Origin of the sequence: Pseudoalteromonas sp. SWYJZ19 (assembly GCF_015864375.1) — a bacterium.
GTDB classification, from domain to species: Bacteria; Pseudomonadota; Gammaproteobacteria; order Enterobacterales; family Alteromonadaceae; genus Pseudoalteromonas; species Pseudoalteromonas arctica.
Genome location: NZ_JADYXI010000009.1, coordinates 33,886 through 49,842 on the forward strand (window position 1 = coordinate 33,886; position 15,957 = coordinate 49,842).

12 protein-coding genes and 1 pseudogene are annotated in these 15,957 nt (G+C 36.5%); 5 read left to right on the forward strand and 8 right to left on the reverse strand.

Annotated elements, in window-relative coordinates; genetic code table 11:
- Nucleotides 1-7: 7 nt before the first annotated feature.
- The 3 genes from I6F45_RS10675 to I6F45_RS10685 all read right to left on the reverse strand — a co-directional run bounded on the left by I6F45_RS10675 (nucleotide 8) and on the right by I6F45_RS10685 (nucleotide 3,246).
- Entirely contained in the window at nucleotides 8-2,029 is a 2,022-nt protein-coding gene (locus I6F45_RS10675; protein ID WP_197160431.1) for a GAF domain-containing hybrid sensor histidine kinase/response regulator, read from the reverse strand.
- Between the two features lie 209 nt (nucleotides 2,030-2,238).
- The gene (locus tag I6F45_RS10680; RefSeq protein ID WP_165729518.1) at nucleotides 2,239-2,460 is read right to left on the reverse strand and encodes a penicillin-binding protein; all 222 of its coding nucleotides are present in this window, start codon (nucleotides 2,458-2,460) and stop codon (nucleotides 2,239-2,241) included.
- Between the two features lie 15 nt (nucleotides 2,461-2,475).
- Complete coding sequence (locus I6F45_RS10685; protein WP_197160433.1) at nucleotides 2,476-3,246, reverse strand: undecaprenyl-diphosphate phosphatase; 771 nt, start codon at nucleotides 3,244-3,246, stop codon at nucleotides 2,476-2,478.
- A 235-nt stretch (nucleotides 3,247-3,481) separates the two neighbouring features.
- Here I6F45_RS10685 and I6F45_RS10690 point away from each other — a divergent pair, with 235 nt between their 5' ends.
- The 3 genes from I6F45_RS10690 to I6F45_RS10700 are packed head-to-tail and all read left to right on the forward strand — an operon-like array spanning nucleotide 3,482 to nucleotide 5,603.
- Nucleotides 3,482-3,769 carry a hypothetical protein gene (locus I6F45_RS10690; RefSeq protein WP_024591874.1) on the forward strand — a complete coding sequence of 96 codons (288 nt, stop codon included), beginning with the start codon at nucleotides 3,482-3,484 and terminating at the stop codon, nucleotides 3,767-3,769.
- Nucleotides 3,766-5,361, forward strand: a complete 1,596-nt coding sequence (locus I6F45_RS10695; RefSeq protein ID WP_197160435.1) for a PepSY-associated TM helix domain-containing protein — start codon at nucleotides 3,766-3,768, stop codon at nucleotides 5,359-5,361. The genes I6F45_RS10690 and I6F45_RS10695 overlap by 4 nt, the downstream gene beginning before the upstream one ends.
- On the forward strand, nucleotides 5,358-5,603 hold the full coding sequence (locus I6F45_RS10700) for a hypothetical protein (protein WP_007581829.1): 246 nt from the start codon (nucleotides 5,358-5,360) through the stop codon (nucleotides 5,601-5,603). Before I6F45_RS10695 ends, I6F45_RS10700 begins: the two co-directional genes overlap by 4 nt.
- Nucleotides 5,604-5,612: 9 nt before the next feature.
- Here I6F45_RS10700 and I6F45_RS21380 read toward each other — a convergent pair.
- Nucleotides 5,613-5,747 (reverse strand): annotated as a pseudogene (locus I6F45_RS21380) (DUF6363 domain-containing protein); the annotation flags it as partial.
- A 366-nt stretch (nucleotides 5,748-6,113) separates the two neighbouring features.
- Between I6F45_RS21380 and I6F45_RS10705 the strand changes: the two are divergent.
- The gene (locus I6F45_RS10705; RefSeq protein WP_197160436.1) at nucleotides 6,114-6,986 is read left to right on the forward strand and encodes an SMP-30/gluconolactonase/LRE family protein; all 873 of its coding nucleotides are present in this window, start codon (nucleotides 6,114-6,116) and stop codon (nucleotides 6,984-6,986) included.
- A gap of 34 nt (nucleotides 6,987-7,020) precedes the next feature.
- Here I6F45_RS10705 and I6F45_RS10710 read toward each other — a convergent pair whose 3' ends face one another.
- The 3 genes from I6F45_RS10710 to I6F45_RS10720 form a co-directional block, all read right to left on the reverse strand.
- Nucleotides 7,021-7,476: an NfeD family protein gene (locus I6F45_RS10710; protein ID WP_197160437.1), complete on the reverse strand. Its 456-nt coding sequence runs from the start codon at nucleotides 7,474-7,476 to the stop codon at nucleotides 7,021-7,023.
- Nucleotides 7,477-7,497: 21 nt separating this feature from the next.
- The gene (locus I6F45_RS10715) at nucleotides 7,498-8,451 is read right to left on the reverse strand and encodes a slipin family protein (protein ID WP_166377104.1); all 954 of its coding nucleotides are present in this window, start codon (nucleotides 8,449-8,451) and stop codon (nucleotides 7,498-7,500) included.
- Between the two features lie 117 nt (nucleotides 8,452-8,568).
- Nucleotides 8,569-10,020 (reverse strand): diguanylate cyclase domain-containing protein, encoded by a 1,452-nt coding sequence (locus I6F45_RS10720; RefSeq protein ID WP_197139306.1) that lies wholly within the window; start codon nucleotides 10,018-10,020, stop codon nucleotides 8,569-8,571.
- Nucleotides 10,021-10,403: 383 nt separating this feature from the next.
- On the opposite strand from I6F45_RS10720, the gene I6F45_RS10725 reads away from it, so the two are divergent.
- A complete protein-coding gene (locus tag I6F45_RS10725) occupies nucleotides 10,404-11,297 on the forward strand; it encodes a cation diffusion facilitator family transporter (RefSeq protein ID WP_007581834.1) in 894 nt (297 codons plus the stop codon).
- Between the two features lie 74 nt (nucleotides 11,298-11,371).
- Here the strand turns inward: I6F45_RS10725 and I6F45_RS10730 are convergent, their stop codons facing one another.
- On the reverse strand, nucleotides 11,372-15,871 hold the full coding sequence (locus tag I6F45_RS10730) for an EAL domain-containing protein (RefSeq protein ID WP_197160438.1): 4,500 nt from the start codon (nucleotides 15,869-15,871) through the stop codon (nucleotides 11,372-11,374).
- Nucleotides 15,872-15,957 lie beyond the last annotated feature (86 nt).

The following is a 15,957-nucleotide window of genomic DNA, read 5'->3' on the forward strand; positions in this document are numbered from 1 at the left end:
GTAAAAATTAGCTGATTTTTACGGTATGCTCAAGCGCATTAATAACCGCTTTTTCAAGTATGGGTAGTTTAAACGGTTTTGATATAAACATATCCATACCGGCTTGTTTGCAGGCAAGTTTGTCTTGTGATGAAGTATTAGCAGTTATAGCCACTATGTAGGTTTCTTCATGCGAGCAGATGTTTTCTGATCTAAGCTGCTTTGTTGCCTCAAATCCATCGAGTATGGGCATTATGCAGTCCATAAAAATAAGGTCATAATGCTTTTGGCGACATTTTAATACAGCATCTTGGCCATCAACTGCTGAGTCTGCTTTAATATTAAGCTTGCCTAAAGAGGCATGAAGTACTAACCGATTGATGTCGTTATCATCGACTACAAGCACTGATAGTTCACTGCCGTTGATATCTAACGTTGATTTAAGGCTTTCTTGTTTTTGTTCTGTCCCTTTCTCAATAGGAATATTTACTAAAAACGTAGTGCCTTTATTAGGTGTACTGTCTACCTTTATTTTCCCGCCCATATATTCAACAAGCTCTTTTACTATTGCAAGGCCAAGGCCTGTTCCACCTTTTGAATTCTTAGCATCTACTTCTTGAGAAAAAGGAGAAAACAGTGATTCTAAAAAGTTTTTACTCATTCCTCGGCCTGTATCAGACACTTCAATATTTAAACTTAGCTTATTTTTTATTTTAGAAAGGCTGGTGTTTAATGTAACTGAACCATTTTCAGTAAATTTAAGTGCATTACTCAGTAAATTAGAAGCAATCTGGCTAAGGCGTGTGTTGTCGCTAAACGCCCAGCAGTTGTCATCAATTGTATTATTTACTTGTAGCGTTACATGCGTGTTTTTAAATAGAGGTGTATACAAAGAAGTTAAATCGGTAAAAATTGTTTTTAGTAAAAAGTCAGTAGGTTCAAGCTTTAGCTCACCATGATTAATTTTAGAAAAATCGAGCACTTCGTTAATAATACTAAGTAAAATATCGGCGCTTCTAAGTCCTATTTTAATTTTTTCAGCGCGAACTTCTTCACTGTGTTCATCAACTAATGTGGTTAGCATACCTGTAATGCCATTCAGTGGGGTTCTTAATTCGTGGCTGATTTTGGCAAATAGCATGCTTCTGTCTTCAAGTAGGCGCTCTGCTTGAGCTTGCTTTTGTTTAAGCTCTTCTCGGAGCATTACTGACTCGGTGACATCTTGGCAGGTGCCAAATAATCGGACACATCGGCCTTCATCAAATTCGGCCTCACCAAAGGTAGCCACCCATAAATGTTTATTTTTAGCGGTTACTATTTCTAGTTCTAGATTCCATTTTTTGCCTTTTTCTATGGCTAATTCTACCGCGCGAGTAATGCCTTCACGACTTGGACCTTCTTTATAAAACTCGACTGCAGAATTCATTTGCGGTTGAAATTGTTCATCCACCTCATGTATGAGGTATGTTTGCTCGCTCCAGGTAATTTTATCGGAGATTAGATCAACCTCCCACGTACCTATATTTGCAACGTTTTCTAACTTTAATAAAGTATTACTATTTTTTATGAGTTGTTCTTTAGTTTGGGTGCGAGCAAATTCCGATCCAAGCCATTGTGCAAATAACTCAATATAATCATAGGCTGCATCATTAAAAGCTGGAGAGCTGTTTATGGATGAAAAGTTAACGGTACCAAATGTTTTTTTACCAATTTTTATTGGCGCGCCAATATAAGACTCTAACTGAAAGTTTATATAACAGGGGTGGTTTGCAATTGCGCTTTGAGATGCTTTATGAAAGGCAAGTGCAGAGCCTGCAGCGAGCGTATGTACGCAATAGGTGCCTTGTAATTCAAACACGGTACCGGGTAAAAGTGAGTTGTCAGGGGTTTTGGCATATAAAACGGTGTAGCTGTTTTCATCTACTTTACTAATAATACCTAGCTCAAGGTCAAATACTTCTAACCCAAACACTAAGAGCTTATTAATTTTATTTTCAAAATCAAGAGATTGATTAGAAACTATATCGTGAAAACATCGTAAAAAATTCAAAAGAAAACACCCCGTAAGCTTTTGTTCAATTTATATAATACATAGGCCAATTAGGGCATTGGTATTAGTTTAAAATCCAGTTTAGCAGTTTTAATTACTAATAACTAAAATTGATACGTATTAAATTTTATAACCTTATGTTTTTATGAACTAAGTTAGTGGTTTATTAAAAGTATACCGCCGAGCATGTAATACTCAGCGGTATACTTTTAATACGTTGAATTTGGGGTATATTGCGGGTTGATATCGCCGCCCACTTCTTCTGGATCTACATCGTTAATAAGCAATGTTTCGCGTACAGCTTCTATGTGATCAAGCACTGTTTGGTAGCGTTCGCCATATTCGTACTTTGTAACTTCAATAGCTTTAGGCATATACGTAAAGGCTATTTTAAGTGCGTGGAGTGCTTCTTCGTTTATTTTTTCGCTCATGATTTTCCTCGAATTTTAAATGTAAGCTAGGGTTAATAAAATAACACCAAATACAATACGATAAATACCAAAACTTACAAAAGTGAAGTTTTCTAAAAATCGAATAAACAGTTTAATAGTAAAATAGGCAACAACAAAAGAGGTAATAAAACCCATAGCAAGGGCAGTTAGGTCATCTAAGCTAAACAGTTGGTAATGTTTAAGTAAGTCGTACCCTGAGGCTGCTGCAAGTACAGGTAAACCAAGTAAAAATGAAAATTCAGCGCTGGCTTTTCGGTTTAAACCACACAACATGGCACCAACAATAGAACTTCCAGCACGACTAGTCCCTGGAACTAACGCAAATACTTGTGCTACGCCAATCCAAAGAGCTTGTTTATAAGTAACTTGGGTTACATCGGTAGTTGTGCAGTGAGTCTCTTTATAACTGCGCTCCAATAGTAAAAAAATCACACCGCCTACAATAAACATAACACCTACTACTGGTACGCTAAATAGTGTTTTTATTACATCGCTAAATATAAAGCCAATAATACCCAAGGGAATAAATGCAATGGCAACTTTCACCCATAAATTGAAATGTTTAGGGCTGAACTTGTCTTTATAGTTTGCTAGTACCGCTAAAATGGCGGCAAGTTGGATAATTACTTCGAAGGCGAGGTTAGCATCTGTTGATTCAATGCCTAACCACTTTGACGCTACAATTAAGTGCCCAGTTGATGATATGGGTAAAAATTCTGTTATACCTTCAATAATACCTAAAATAATCGCGTTAATTATATCCACGGTTTACTGCTTCCTGAAAATTAAAAAGCCCGAACTCGGCTTAACTGAAATGACGCATTACTGCGTACCTAAATTGCGAGGCGTAGCATAAAAGCTCTTAAGGCAAACCAACAGTGTTTTTAGACTTAATTTGTTTAATAAATTGCATTAAGCATTAAATGCACAATATAATAGCAATTGTTATCATTTGCATGTGCTGTTTTGTATATGTTTGGGCAAATTTACTGAGCGAATAATGAATAATAAAAAAACGTTTACAGCTACACGGCGAAGGCACCTAATTGCGTGTGTATTAGCGCTAGTTACAGCGGTAATAATGATTCCGGGTATGACAACCTATTTACCGTTTCAAATGAATGAACAAATATTACTGCCTATTTTACTCTTTCCTATTATTTGGACTGCGTTGTTTATTTATGCGTATTTGGCGCAAAAAGTATGGCAACCTTTTGTAGTAATGATTGCATTGTGTGTATTACATGGTTTATTGAGTTTTTGGGCGTTAACGCAGGGGCAGGGATGAAGTCGATTACTTTAAAAAAGCTATTTTTATTACATAGCTGGGTAGGAATTATTACTGCGGTACTGCTATTTATTGTTGCATTTAGTGGGGCGTTAGCAGTTCTGTCGCGACCTGAGTTAAAAATATGGGCTAATCCAGAACTACAATCTAGCCAATACGTTGCCAGCGCGCAAATTAACCGACTAGTAAACGAATACCATAAAAAAGTACCTAGTGAATTTGGCGAAAACATTCATGTGTTTTTACCAAGTGGGCATAACTTTCATTTGTTAACGTTGGTATTTGAATCTCACCATGGCGATGAAAATTACGACCAAGAGGTGGCCAGAGTATTTCAATTTCATCCCGATACGTTGACGCTGGAAAATACTTACTATGGGCCTAGTAAAGAGTTTTACGCCAATAAAAAAACGGATGCACCAACTTATATAGGTGAGTTTCATGCAGATTTGCATTTAGGGCGACCAATAGGGTTAATACTCACTGGATTTTTAGGTTTAACGCTTTTAGTAAGTGCAGTGACAGGCTTGTTTATTCATCGCAAATTGATAAAAGAGCTCTTTACGTTTAGGCGAGATAAAGGGTTAGATATTGCAGTGAGCGATGCTCATAAGGTTATAGGTATTTGGGGCAGCGTTTTTAACATTGTAATTGGTTTTACAGGATCATTTTTAGGGCTCGCGACCATTATTTTACTACCAGCCGCTGCGTTTGTGAGCTTTGGTGGCGATCAAGATAAGTTAATAGAAACGTTTACCGCCATTCCTGAGCCTGTAGTTAGTCACATTAAGCAACCTACAAAAATAGACACTATTTTAGAGCATGCTCATAGTCGTTACCCTAAAGCAATAATTAGAGATGTAACCATAATGGCGCATAACGATGCGAACGCGCAGGTATATTTGCGTTTGTTAGGTGGCGAGGCTGTTGCTTCTCAGTTACTGCATTATCAGGGTAATGGTGAGTTTGTGCAGTCGATGAGTAGTTTTGGTGATATTTCAGGTGTTTCGATAAAAGTAATTGAGTTGATGTTTCCGCTGCACTTTGGGAACTTTGCAGGAGTGTTTGTAAAATTACTTTGGGTATTGCTTGGCTTAAGTACTGCGCTTTTACCTATTTCGGGCATGATGATGTGGCTAACAAAGCGCACACGTGGCAGTAGCCCTTCACTGAGTATGCAGGCATATGCACGCTGGAATCGTTTTATTATTGGCAGTTGTGGCGGTTTGGTATTAGCAAGCTTTGTGCTATTTCCTGTGCAAGTTGTACTTAATTATAGCGTTGTTGGTGTGGCGCAAAATAGCTTTTTTGGACCCGTGTTTTTTTATACGTGGTTGGCATGGTTACTCTTGAGTGTATTACCCATAGGTTATAAAAACTACTTTAAGCTGACTCTTTTATTATGCGGTGCTTCGCTTGCTTTAGTGCTGCCGCTTAACATTATATTTGGAGTGAGCAATGTTATTAACTTTAATAGTTCGCTTGTTGCGGTAGTAGATATAAGCTTTATGGCGGTGGGTGTTGCGTGTATATTTGTTGCCTTAAAAATAAAAAACACACAAAAATTACAAGTTGAGGTACAACCCGCATGAACGAGCTACTAATTACAATTGCGATGGTAAGTTTATTATTAATGATGCTCAACCTACGAAAAAACACACTTACATTAGCGACTAAAACATTTTTAAGTGCACTGCTATTTGGTTTAGCGCTGATATGTTTTATGAGTGTTTACGGTATTTTAGGCGGTGCAATATGCACCGTTGTAGGAGCTATGTTAGCTGGTTTACTAACCGCAGTTATTGCGGGTAAAGCACCGCAATTATTAGGTTAAATAATGCAGTTATTTAGCTAAAAAGGTCTTAGCAGTATCAACTCCCATGTTGTAACCACTATTAAGTATTTCAAACTTTTTAGTGGTACGCCCAACTTTAAAATTAGCCGGTGGTGCAATGATATTGATTTTGCAGTCACTAGGGCGTGTTGATCTTTGTGGATTGAAATTTGTTCAATCTAGGGGCGATTAAATCGCGGCGCGAGGTTTGTAACCTAGTGGGCTAAGTAAAAACCGAGCAACAAAGAGTTAATCGTCCCTAGAAAGAACCCAAAGGGCAGCGCATGTTTGGTCTTTATGCTGCGTTATCGCCTATTCATGGGGAATAACCACACTACATAGGCTCCGCCTTGCCTAAAAACCAAACATACTGCTGCAAATTCACCCACCAAAGATCAACACGCCCTAGGGCATGTTGATAAATTAAAGCCAGGTACGTATCGCGAAATCAACTGTTTTCTGGTAAGGTTTGGGTTACAAGGCTTTGTTAATAATAAAGAATAATTACTTATGTTTGATCCTAGCGTAACCATTTTTGAAAGCACACAGAGTCAGCTTGCAGAAAGTCCTCTTTGGCACCCTATGCTGAATACTTTTTTTTGGGTCGACATAAATAAAAAATTACTTTTAAGCAAAAAAATACACAGCGAAAGCCAACTAAAAACAGTTAATATGCCTGATACACTAAGTGCAATAGCGTGGATTGATGAGCAGCACTTGTTGCTAGGTACAAGTACTGGTTTATACAAATACCATATTAATTCGTGCACTCGCCACCTTATTCTTAATATTGAAAATACGCAACTAAATAGGCGTTCAAACGACGGCCGCGCTGATCCATGGGGTGGTTTTTGGTTAAGTACAATGGACGTAAATGCTAAAAAGGGTGACGGTAAAATATACCGTTATTATAAACACCAGCTTAAAGTCGTTGTAAGTAACTTGAGTATCCCAAATGGATTGTGCTTTGATAAGCCACGTTTACGCGGTTATTACTGCGACTCTTTAACGAGTTGTATTTATGTATTAGATTTGGATGAGCAAACTGGCGAGCCTTGCTCTGAGCCACGTGTTTTTTATCAATTTAATAATACTGATGTTGACCCCGATGGCTGCGTAACCGACCAATTAGGTAATTTGTGGCTAGCTGTGTGGGGAATGGGGTGTGTTATGTGTTTATCCCCAGGCGGTGAGCTAATTAAAACAATAAAGCTTTGTGCAATAAAACCGACATGCACTGCATTTGGCGGTAAAAATGCTGAATTGTTACTTGTGACATCGGCATTTGATGAATCGATTAATAATACTGTTACTGAACAAGGCGCTGTATTTCAAATCTCAGGCATAAAAAACGGGCAGTTTGAGCCGCCCGTTTTACTGTAATTTATTATACACAGTGCTTGTTTTAAAGTGATGGTTAGCTTTTAGGCTTAACCCACATAACACCCACTTCTTTTTTGGTTACTAAAACCTCAGTACCGTCGCTAATTGGTTGCTCACTTTTGAGTTTCCAGCTAATACCTGAATATTGATGTGTAGTTAAACCTTGTTCTGTTACATCGCTAGTAAGTACAAAAGTAAGTTCAGCAAAATCACTATTCACTTGCTTTTTATCTACGCGATTTTGCATTTGTTTTAATGGTTTCCAAAGTACAACGGCCAAACCTGCTGTTACAATTGCATTACTCCAAAGGGCGGTGGTTAATGAGTCGGGTAAAATACCAAAACTCATTAATAATCCTGTGAGGAATAACGATAATCCAAAAAACAACAAAATAAATGTAGAAAGGCCAAGTACTGCTACTTCTATTATTAAAGCAACAATACCAAGTACCATAAGTGTTTGCGGTAAATTTTGCGTAATAAAATCCATACAAACCTCTTTATTTAGTTATTAACCCAAATTCTTTTTATTTAAACTATTAATAATTGCCATACCTTGCGCAACCATTGAACTTGCATCTGTCGCGTTGTCTGGCAGTAATACAATTGATGATTCACGAGCAATCGCTTCTTTAGCCGCGATTGCTTTAGTTGCTAAATCTAACTGAATTGCTTTTTGACCTTGCTCTGTATCTGCAGCTTCACCTATTTTAATAAGTGCATTTGCTTGTGCTTCTGCAACCGTAGTAATAGCTGTTGCTTCACCTTCAGCGCGTAAAATTTGCTCGGCTTTGTCGGCTTCAGCAGCAAGTACTTGTGCTTGTTTTTTACCTTCAGCAACGTTGATATTTGCTTGGCGATCACCTTCTGACTCTAAAATTTGAGCTCGTTTAACACGCTCAGCTTTCATTTGTGCTTCCATCGCTTCCATAATAGAGTTAGGCGGCACAATATCTTTAATTTCGTAGCGAAGTACTTGAATACCCCAAGGCTCAGATGCCTGGTTTATAGCTGCAACAATGTTGGTATTAAGTAAATCACGCTCTTCAAATGTTTTATCAAGCTCCATTTTACCTAATTCTGAACGCATTGTTGTTTGCGAAAGTTGTACAACTGCAAATGTATAGTCGTCAACGCCATACGTTGCTTTGTATGGGTCTAGTACCCTAAAGTACAGTACGCCATCAACTATAAGTGAGATGTTATCTTTAGTGATAGCTGACTGCGATGGTACATCTTGAGCTTGTTCTTTTAAGCTACGATCAGCCGAGATTCTATCAATAAATGGAATAATAAAGTTAAGGCCGGCTTCTTTAGTTGATTGGTATTTACCAAAACGTTCGATTAACCAGGCGCGGTTTTGTGGTACAAATTTAACGCTACTTTTTAAAAGCACGATAACAAAAACAAGTAAAAAAGCCTCAACAGTAAAAACCATATCGAGAATTTGTGTGACTGGATCCATTTAAACATTCCTTATAATAATTAAACGCTGAGTGGTTGTATTGTTTATAATTTCAGCGTGTATAGATTATCACTACAGCGAACTTTTAACCACTAAAACTCACTGTAGCGCGCCGACTTAGTCGGTTTTTTTAAAACTGGCTATTTTATTTCTGCCTGCTTCTTTTGCGTTATAAAGGGCTATGTCGGCGTTAGTTATAACTTCTTTAGGTGTTGTTTTTTGATTGGGTATAAGGCTATAAAATCCGATACTCAAAGTGAGGTATTTACTGGCACTTGAAAAGTTATGTTCAATTGCAAGTTCTGCAATTTTTTCCTGAATAAGAACTGCATATCTTTGACAATGATCTGTGTCGACTGCAGGTAAAATTATCGCAAATTCTTCACCACCGAAACGAGCTGCTAGATCACCTTCTCGTTTACACAAATCGTGCAGCGCTTTGGCTACTCGTTTTAGTACTTCATCGCCTAGCTGATGTCCATAGTTATCGTTATAACGCTTAAAAAAATCAATATCACACATTATTAAACTAATGGGTTCTTTATTACGTGCGCCGCGCTTAATTTCGCATTTTAAAGTTTGATCAAAACAGCGTCGGTTAGCAATGTTTGTAAGGCCATCAGTATTAACTTGTTTGTTAAGTTTATGATTGGCATTAATGAGTTGCTGCTGAGCTTGTTGTAGCTCTTGCTTGTAATTTAAATTTTTGAAAGCATTAGCAAGCATTTCACCTACTAACCTTAAGCGAATAAGGTCTAAATCAGTCCAGTTTCGCTTTTGAACAACGCAATCACAGCCTATAAAGCCAACGAGCTCTTTGTCATAACGTAGACCAATGCAAAGTACTGATTTTATTTTTTGTCGCTGGAAAATTGTTTTTTCGCTCATTGCTTGAATGGGTAACGACGTTACATCGTTAACTCTAAATAAGTGAGTACGTGCCATCAAACTAAAAAAGTAGGGGAGATCGCTTTTCGGAAGGTTTTGTAAGTCCTCTTTAAATGCTTGTATATCATTATTGACCCATTCGTGGGTGTTATTTATGGTTTTACCATCCTCGGCAAACTTAAAAAGATAACTTCTATCTGCGTGGCAAACGGTACCAATAGCTTTTAATGCGTAGTTGATATGCTTATCAACGTCGTCGTTTTGAATATCAATTAAGTCAGTTGATATGTTCGAAATAATATTATCAAAATCATATTGTTCATCTACATTATTATTCAATACATCGATTATAATAATGGAGCTTGAGTTAGGTAATTTTGCAAATTTTACATTGAGTAGCAATTTAGATACCTGTTTTGATAAAACAAACTGGCATTGGTTATTTGCAGTGAAATAATCAAAGAATAGCTCCTCGACTAATAGTTCTTTTTTACTGTGATGATTGGTTAAAGTGATGTGTGAAAAATCAATTTTATTAAAATGTGATTTATTTCTTAAGCCAAACAAGTCCTGTGCTTGGCTGTTAACTTTAAATATATTTTCATTGGCATCATAAAGTAATACACAAAACGGCAGTAACTCCAAGTTTCGCCATATTTCATTTGATAGGTTATTACTCACTCAACTCTCCATGTGTTTAAGCCACAATTAAATTGTTATCTATTGTATTTTTATTGTTTTTACTTGGGCGTGTTAATCGTCCTTAGATCGAGCTCAAAAGGCAGCGCATGTTTGGTATTTATGCTGCGTTATCGCCTATTTATGGGGAATAGCCACACTACATAGGCTCTGCCTTGCCTAAAAAACAAAAATACTGGTGTAAATTCAACCACCGAAGTTCAACAAGCCCTACTAATTATTAGCACATTTTTTTTGATTTACTAAGTTTTTAGTGCGTTTGAGGGCAGTACGTATTATAATTGATACTGTATATCATTACCCTTTTCTACTCTAAGCCATCTTTGGTTTATTTGCACTTTAAGTATAGGTTATTCAAGCATTTCATGACAGAAATCACTACACACCAAGCTTCTCGTCGTCGGTTACTTATTGCACTAGCAATTACGTGTTCGTTTATGGTAATTCAGGTTATAGGTGCTTATTATTCTAATTCGCTTGCTGTACTTGCCGATGCGGGGCATTTGTTTGTTCACAATAGCTCGTTATTCATCGCACTGATTGCATCAAGTCTCGCTATTCATTTTGCTAAAACCTATAACGATGGTCATCAAAGAGCCGAGCTTTTGGGTGGTCTGGTGAACGGATTTTTATACCTAGCAATCAGTTTAATTATTTTGTATGAAGGTGGTGAGCGCTATATACACCAGCATGAAGGAAATGAGCTGGCTATTAATAGTTATTTAATGTCGGTTATTGCTGCTATTGGTTTTTTGTTTCATGGTGCTGCTGCATGGGTTTTATATAAAGGCCGCAAAGCGAGTATTAATGTTTACGCGGTATTTTTACATTCATTCTTTGATTTGATTTCTACCGTATCGACATTTGTGGCTGGTATTCTTATATATTTTACGGGCTGGGTTGTTATCGATATTTTATCGAGCATGTTAATCGCCTCTTTCGTGTTGTTTACCGGTGTTAAGGTCATTATTAGTTGTATAAAAGGTTTACGCTTAAATAAGGCCAAACTTCCTAAAGTTGCAGATATTGAAAGTGAGATTACAGATATGGAGCATGTTCACAATGTCCATAACGTCACTGTAACGCGCAAATATAAGGGGGTAGTAGTCGGGGCGCACGTTGTACTTAAAGAGCATTGTACTATTGAAAAACACGATGAAGCATGTCGTATGAAGGTAGAACAACTGTTAGCTGAAAAATTTAATGTACGCAATAGTGTATTACAAATAGAAAGCCACGAATGCCATCACATCCATTAGTAGCATCTAATTAATATAAAAGCGTGTAATAATGATTAGCACGCTTTTAATGTTTCAAATCAAATCAAATCAAATCAAATCAAATCAATGATATTGCTAAAACAATCGCTTTTACGTAAGTCTTTAGCATCCATTGGCCTTGCAAAGTAATAACCTTGCAGTACAGTACACCCAACCTCGGCTAAAAAGATCATCTGTTCGCGCGTTTCTACTCCTTCTGCAATACAGTAAAGATCTAGGTTTTCGGCCAATGAAAGAATGGTCTTAATAATCGATTCATCCCCTTTATCTATACCAATACTGTTTACAAAGCTTTGATCTATTTTAATAACATTAATAGGAAATTGGCTCAAGTAGGTGAGTGATGAGTAACCAGTACCAAAATCATCAAGTAGTAATTTAAACCCAGCAGCTTTTAAGTTTTGTAGCTGCTTGGCTGCTTTGAGTTTATCTTCTAGTAAAATACTCTCTGTTATTTCAAGTCTTAATTGTCTTGGATGAACTTGAGAGTCCGCTAATATGGACATTAACCGCTGGGTTATGTTTGTTTTTAAAATGTGTTTAGGGGATAAGTTTAAAGATATATAAAACAATGGGTTTGCGCTGAGTATAGGTGCAATTTCAATAAGAGCTCGTTGCAATGCTTGCTCAGTAAGGAGTTCTATTAAACCAGTTTCTTCTGCTACCGGTATAAAAAGTGCTGGCGATACCAACTGTCCTTGATTTTTCCAGCGCATGAGTAACTCCACGCCATTTATTGTTTTTTCTTCTATGTCGATAATGGGCTGATAGTGATTAAAAAATCGGTTGTCTTTTACTGCATCTTTTAAATCATTTTCGAGCAGTAACTTTTGTTTTATCAGCTCATTCATTTCATCGCTAAAAAACTTAAAGTCGTTTCTCCCGCCTTGTTTAGCGTGCATCATCGCAACATCGGCATTACGGATAAGTATATCGGTGGTTACAGCATCGAATGGGTATAAAGCGACGCCAATACTGGCTGAAATATTAATAGAGAAGTCTTCAATAATTACTTTATTAGCTAACTCATTACTAATTTTTCTTACTGTATCGCGAAGAGACTGAAGCGATTTTATATTTTGAATCAGCACTAAAAATTCATCACCACTTTGACGGCCAAGTTTTGCGTTTACGCCAAGCATACCGTTTACTCTTTGGGTAATATTACAAAGTAGCTTATCGCCAACTGCGTGGCCAAAAGAGTCGTTAACAGGTTTGAACTTATCTAAATCAATAAATAATAATGCGCATTGTGTATTACTTTCATTGGCATGTTTAATCGCGTCTTCAATATTTTTATACATTAAACTACGATTAGGTAGATGCGTTAGAGGATCAAAATTAGCCAAATAGCGCAGTTCGTTTTCTGCACGTTTTTGCTCAGTTAAATCTGTAATAACAACCACGTAGTAGCTTGCAGTATCTTTTGTTACGGCTGTGGCGCTTATATGTATTGGATGTTCGTTACTTTTTGCTGTTTTTATATAAGCATCACTTTGCCAGTTTTCTGTAGCTTTTAATTTTTTTAAAATATTTGCAAACTCTCTACACTTATCTTTACCAATGGCCCTAATAAATAATTTTGGGCTAATTTTAGTGGCTGCTTGTTCACTTGAAAACGTTTCAATAAAACTGTTGTTCGCAGAAAATGGCATTAAATGCTTATCGAGTATAAGTAACCAGTCGTTTATTTGGCTAAACGCTTCACCTAGAATTTTTGCTTGTTGCTCATTAGCCCGTTGCTCCGTGATATTGGTATATATGCCAGAAACATATAGCGGCTCATTTGTTTGAGGATCGTATATAACTTGTCCTGTATCTTGATACCATAACCAATGCCCATTTTTATGCTGTAGACGATAAGTTGCTTGCCAGTTTTGTTGTTTTTTGTACTTGAAGTAGTTTTCCCATTGGTTTTCAAAACGACGTCGGTCATCTGGGTGTATAAGCGCTAAAAATTGTTCTATGTGTACACGTACAGGCAAGCCTGTATAGCCTAATTCACTTCCTCTGAGCGTACTTACGGAAGCATCTTTAAAATTATAATCCCACACGCCACTTTTGTTATTTTTAAGCGCGAGTTCTGTTTGCTTTTGCGAATGAATAGTCGCTCTATGGGCTTGTTCAATTGCAACTTGGCGGCTGCGGTATTGCCAAAAAATGAAAAACAACACGGCAATTATTAAAACTACATAGGCGACAATAGCAAAGGGCGACTTCCATGGTGCGTAGGCCACGTTGATATTAAGTGTGGCAGGTTCGCTTGTAACAATACCATCGCGATTATGTGCTGATATTTTTAGCGAATAACTACCGGGTTGAAGTTTTGTGAAAAACACTTGGTTAGATTGTAAGTCTTCATATGTAAGGGACGTTGGCCCTGAAAGAATTACCTTATAATATGCTTTGTCTATATTGGGGTAAGAAAAGTTAGAAAAACTAACTGTAAGGCCCATGTCTTCATAACTGAGATCAAGTGGTTGGCTAAGGTATTTATGAGGGTAATAATCGAGCTCTTTGGTAAAAAGATTTATATCGGTAATCGCTACACTATTTTTTTTAAATAATTCTTTTTCATCAAAGTCTAAGGGGTCAAAAAGTAGGGCGCCCGCATTACTACCAAATATAAGCCTGCCATCGTTTAATGTTGTTGCTGCTATAGAAGTAAATTGGTTTATATTCAACCCGTCTTTTACTGAATAACTCACCACATTGAGTGTATCTAGGTTTATTTGATATAAACCATTGTCGGTACTTGCCCATAAAAAACCATTTTCATCAGGAAGTAACGAATAGATAGAGTCAGTATTAAATGAATTTTTTAATCCTATGTAGTGTTTTCTCTCATAAGTAACTGGGTCAACACCAAGCAAGCCTTCGTGGGTGGTTGCCAACCATAAGATATTTCGTTTTGAGTCTAAGTAAAAATTTTCTACAGTGTAAAAAATATCTTCTTTAGGATTAAATGACTGAAATATAGTCGTTAAAGTTTTCGTTTTTTCGTTGTACCTAAAAAAACTTTTTGATGTGCCAAGTACAAACTCTTCAGGATGTGTGTCGAGGGGTTTATAAAAAGCATAAGAAAATAAAGGGTCAACTTGCTCTTTGAGTCCTTTAATAATTCTTGTTTTTCCGGTTGTTTCATTAAAAATATAAAAATTATCATCAGACATAAATGCATATTTATTTGCATCAACTTGGGCAAAACCAAATAAGTTGAGCTGGTTAATTACATTATTGTCTGTGTCTTTATTTTCAATAACTTTACCCGTTTGCTTATCAAAAAGTTTAAAACCATCATAAGTAACAAGCCAAAGAAATTGATCGTTTCCAATTGAAGACGCAAAAATATCAAATACCGCAGATGCTCCGTATATTGCTTTTGAGTCGGTCGAGCTTAAATATACTTCACTTTTATTTGTTGATTTGTCATAGCGCGCAATTCCATCTTCTGTTCCTAGCCATATAATATTATTTTTATCTTGGTAGGTGGCATGAACAGTATTGTTACCGGGTAAAAAAATGTGTTTAAACCGTCGGGTTTTAATTGGCCAGGTAAACACGCCTTGGGTTCTAGATGCGAGCCAAAGCACGCCGGACTTATCAATCATTAGATCGTTGATTGAGTTTTCATTAATATTAAACTTACTTTTTTCATAATTTAATATGAACTCTAACTCTTTGGTTTCGCGGTGATAACTAAATAATCCACTTTCGGTTGCTACAAACTCGCCGTAAACAGTATTGGCATAATCCCATATATTATAATCAGGAATTAATGTTGTAACATTTGCTGCAGATATATTTTTGTTATTATCAAATGCTAATTGATACATACCTTCGACAGTACCAACAAGTAATCCTAATTCATTATCAACACTTAAAAATTTGACGTTTATATTATCTATCGTATTTTTTTCAGGGGGATGAAGAGGGATTTTTACAAGTTCTGAATTATCTATATTTGCAGTGTATAAACCATCATTTGTACCAATATATAAAGTGTTTTTATATATCGTTAATGACCTAATGTAGTCCCTTTTATTTGGGAGTGCTAGCTTAAGTGTAAAGTGTTTACTCGTCTCATCAAATGTATATATTTGACCATCTATGGCGAAGTAAAAAGTATCTTGTTGCTGAGTCATTGCGGAGATTGGAGAAAACATCTTTTTTTCTTTATCTATTTGACCAGAATAGATTTTTTCGGTTTTTAAAGTGAGGGGATCTATTATATACGCACCAGAAAGATCAGTTGAGACAATGATTTTTCCGTCTTCGGCTTTAAATAATGCATAAATATAGTGTTTATCTAAGCCAAAGCCACCATTAAAAGTTTTTACTTTATAACCATCAAAACGGTTTAAACCCTGTTGGGTTGCTATCCATATGAAGCCAATGTCATCTTCTTGCGACTGCAAAACGTAACTTTGCGAGAGACCTTCGTCAGTAGAAATTCGTTGTAATTGTTGAGCATAGTTTTGTGATGCAAAAGTGCTTTGGATGCATAGTAAAAAAACAATGGTGATATGAAAAAAAAGTTTGCTCAAACGCACTTATAAACACTCTCAGTGGAGGATAGGATGATACTTAGCTAGATAGTAAATATAGCATAAGTTTTTATTTTTTAATTGCAAATAAT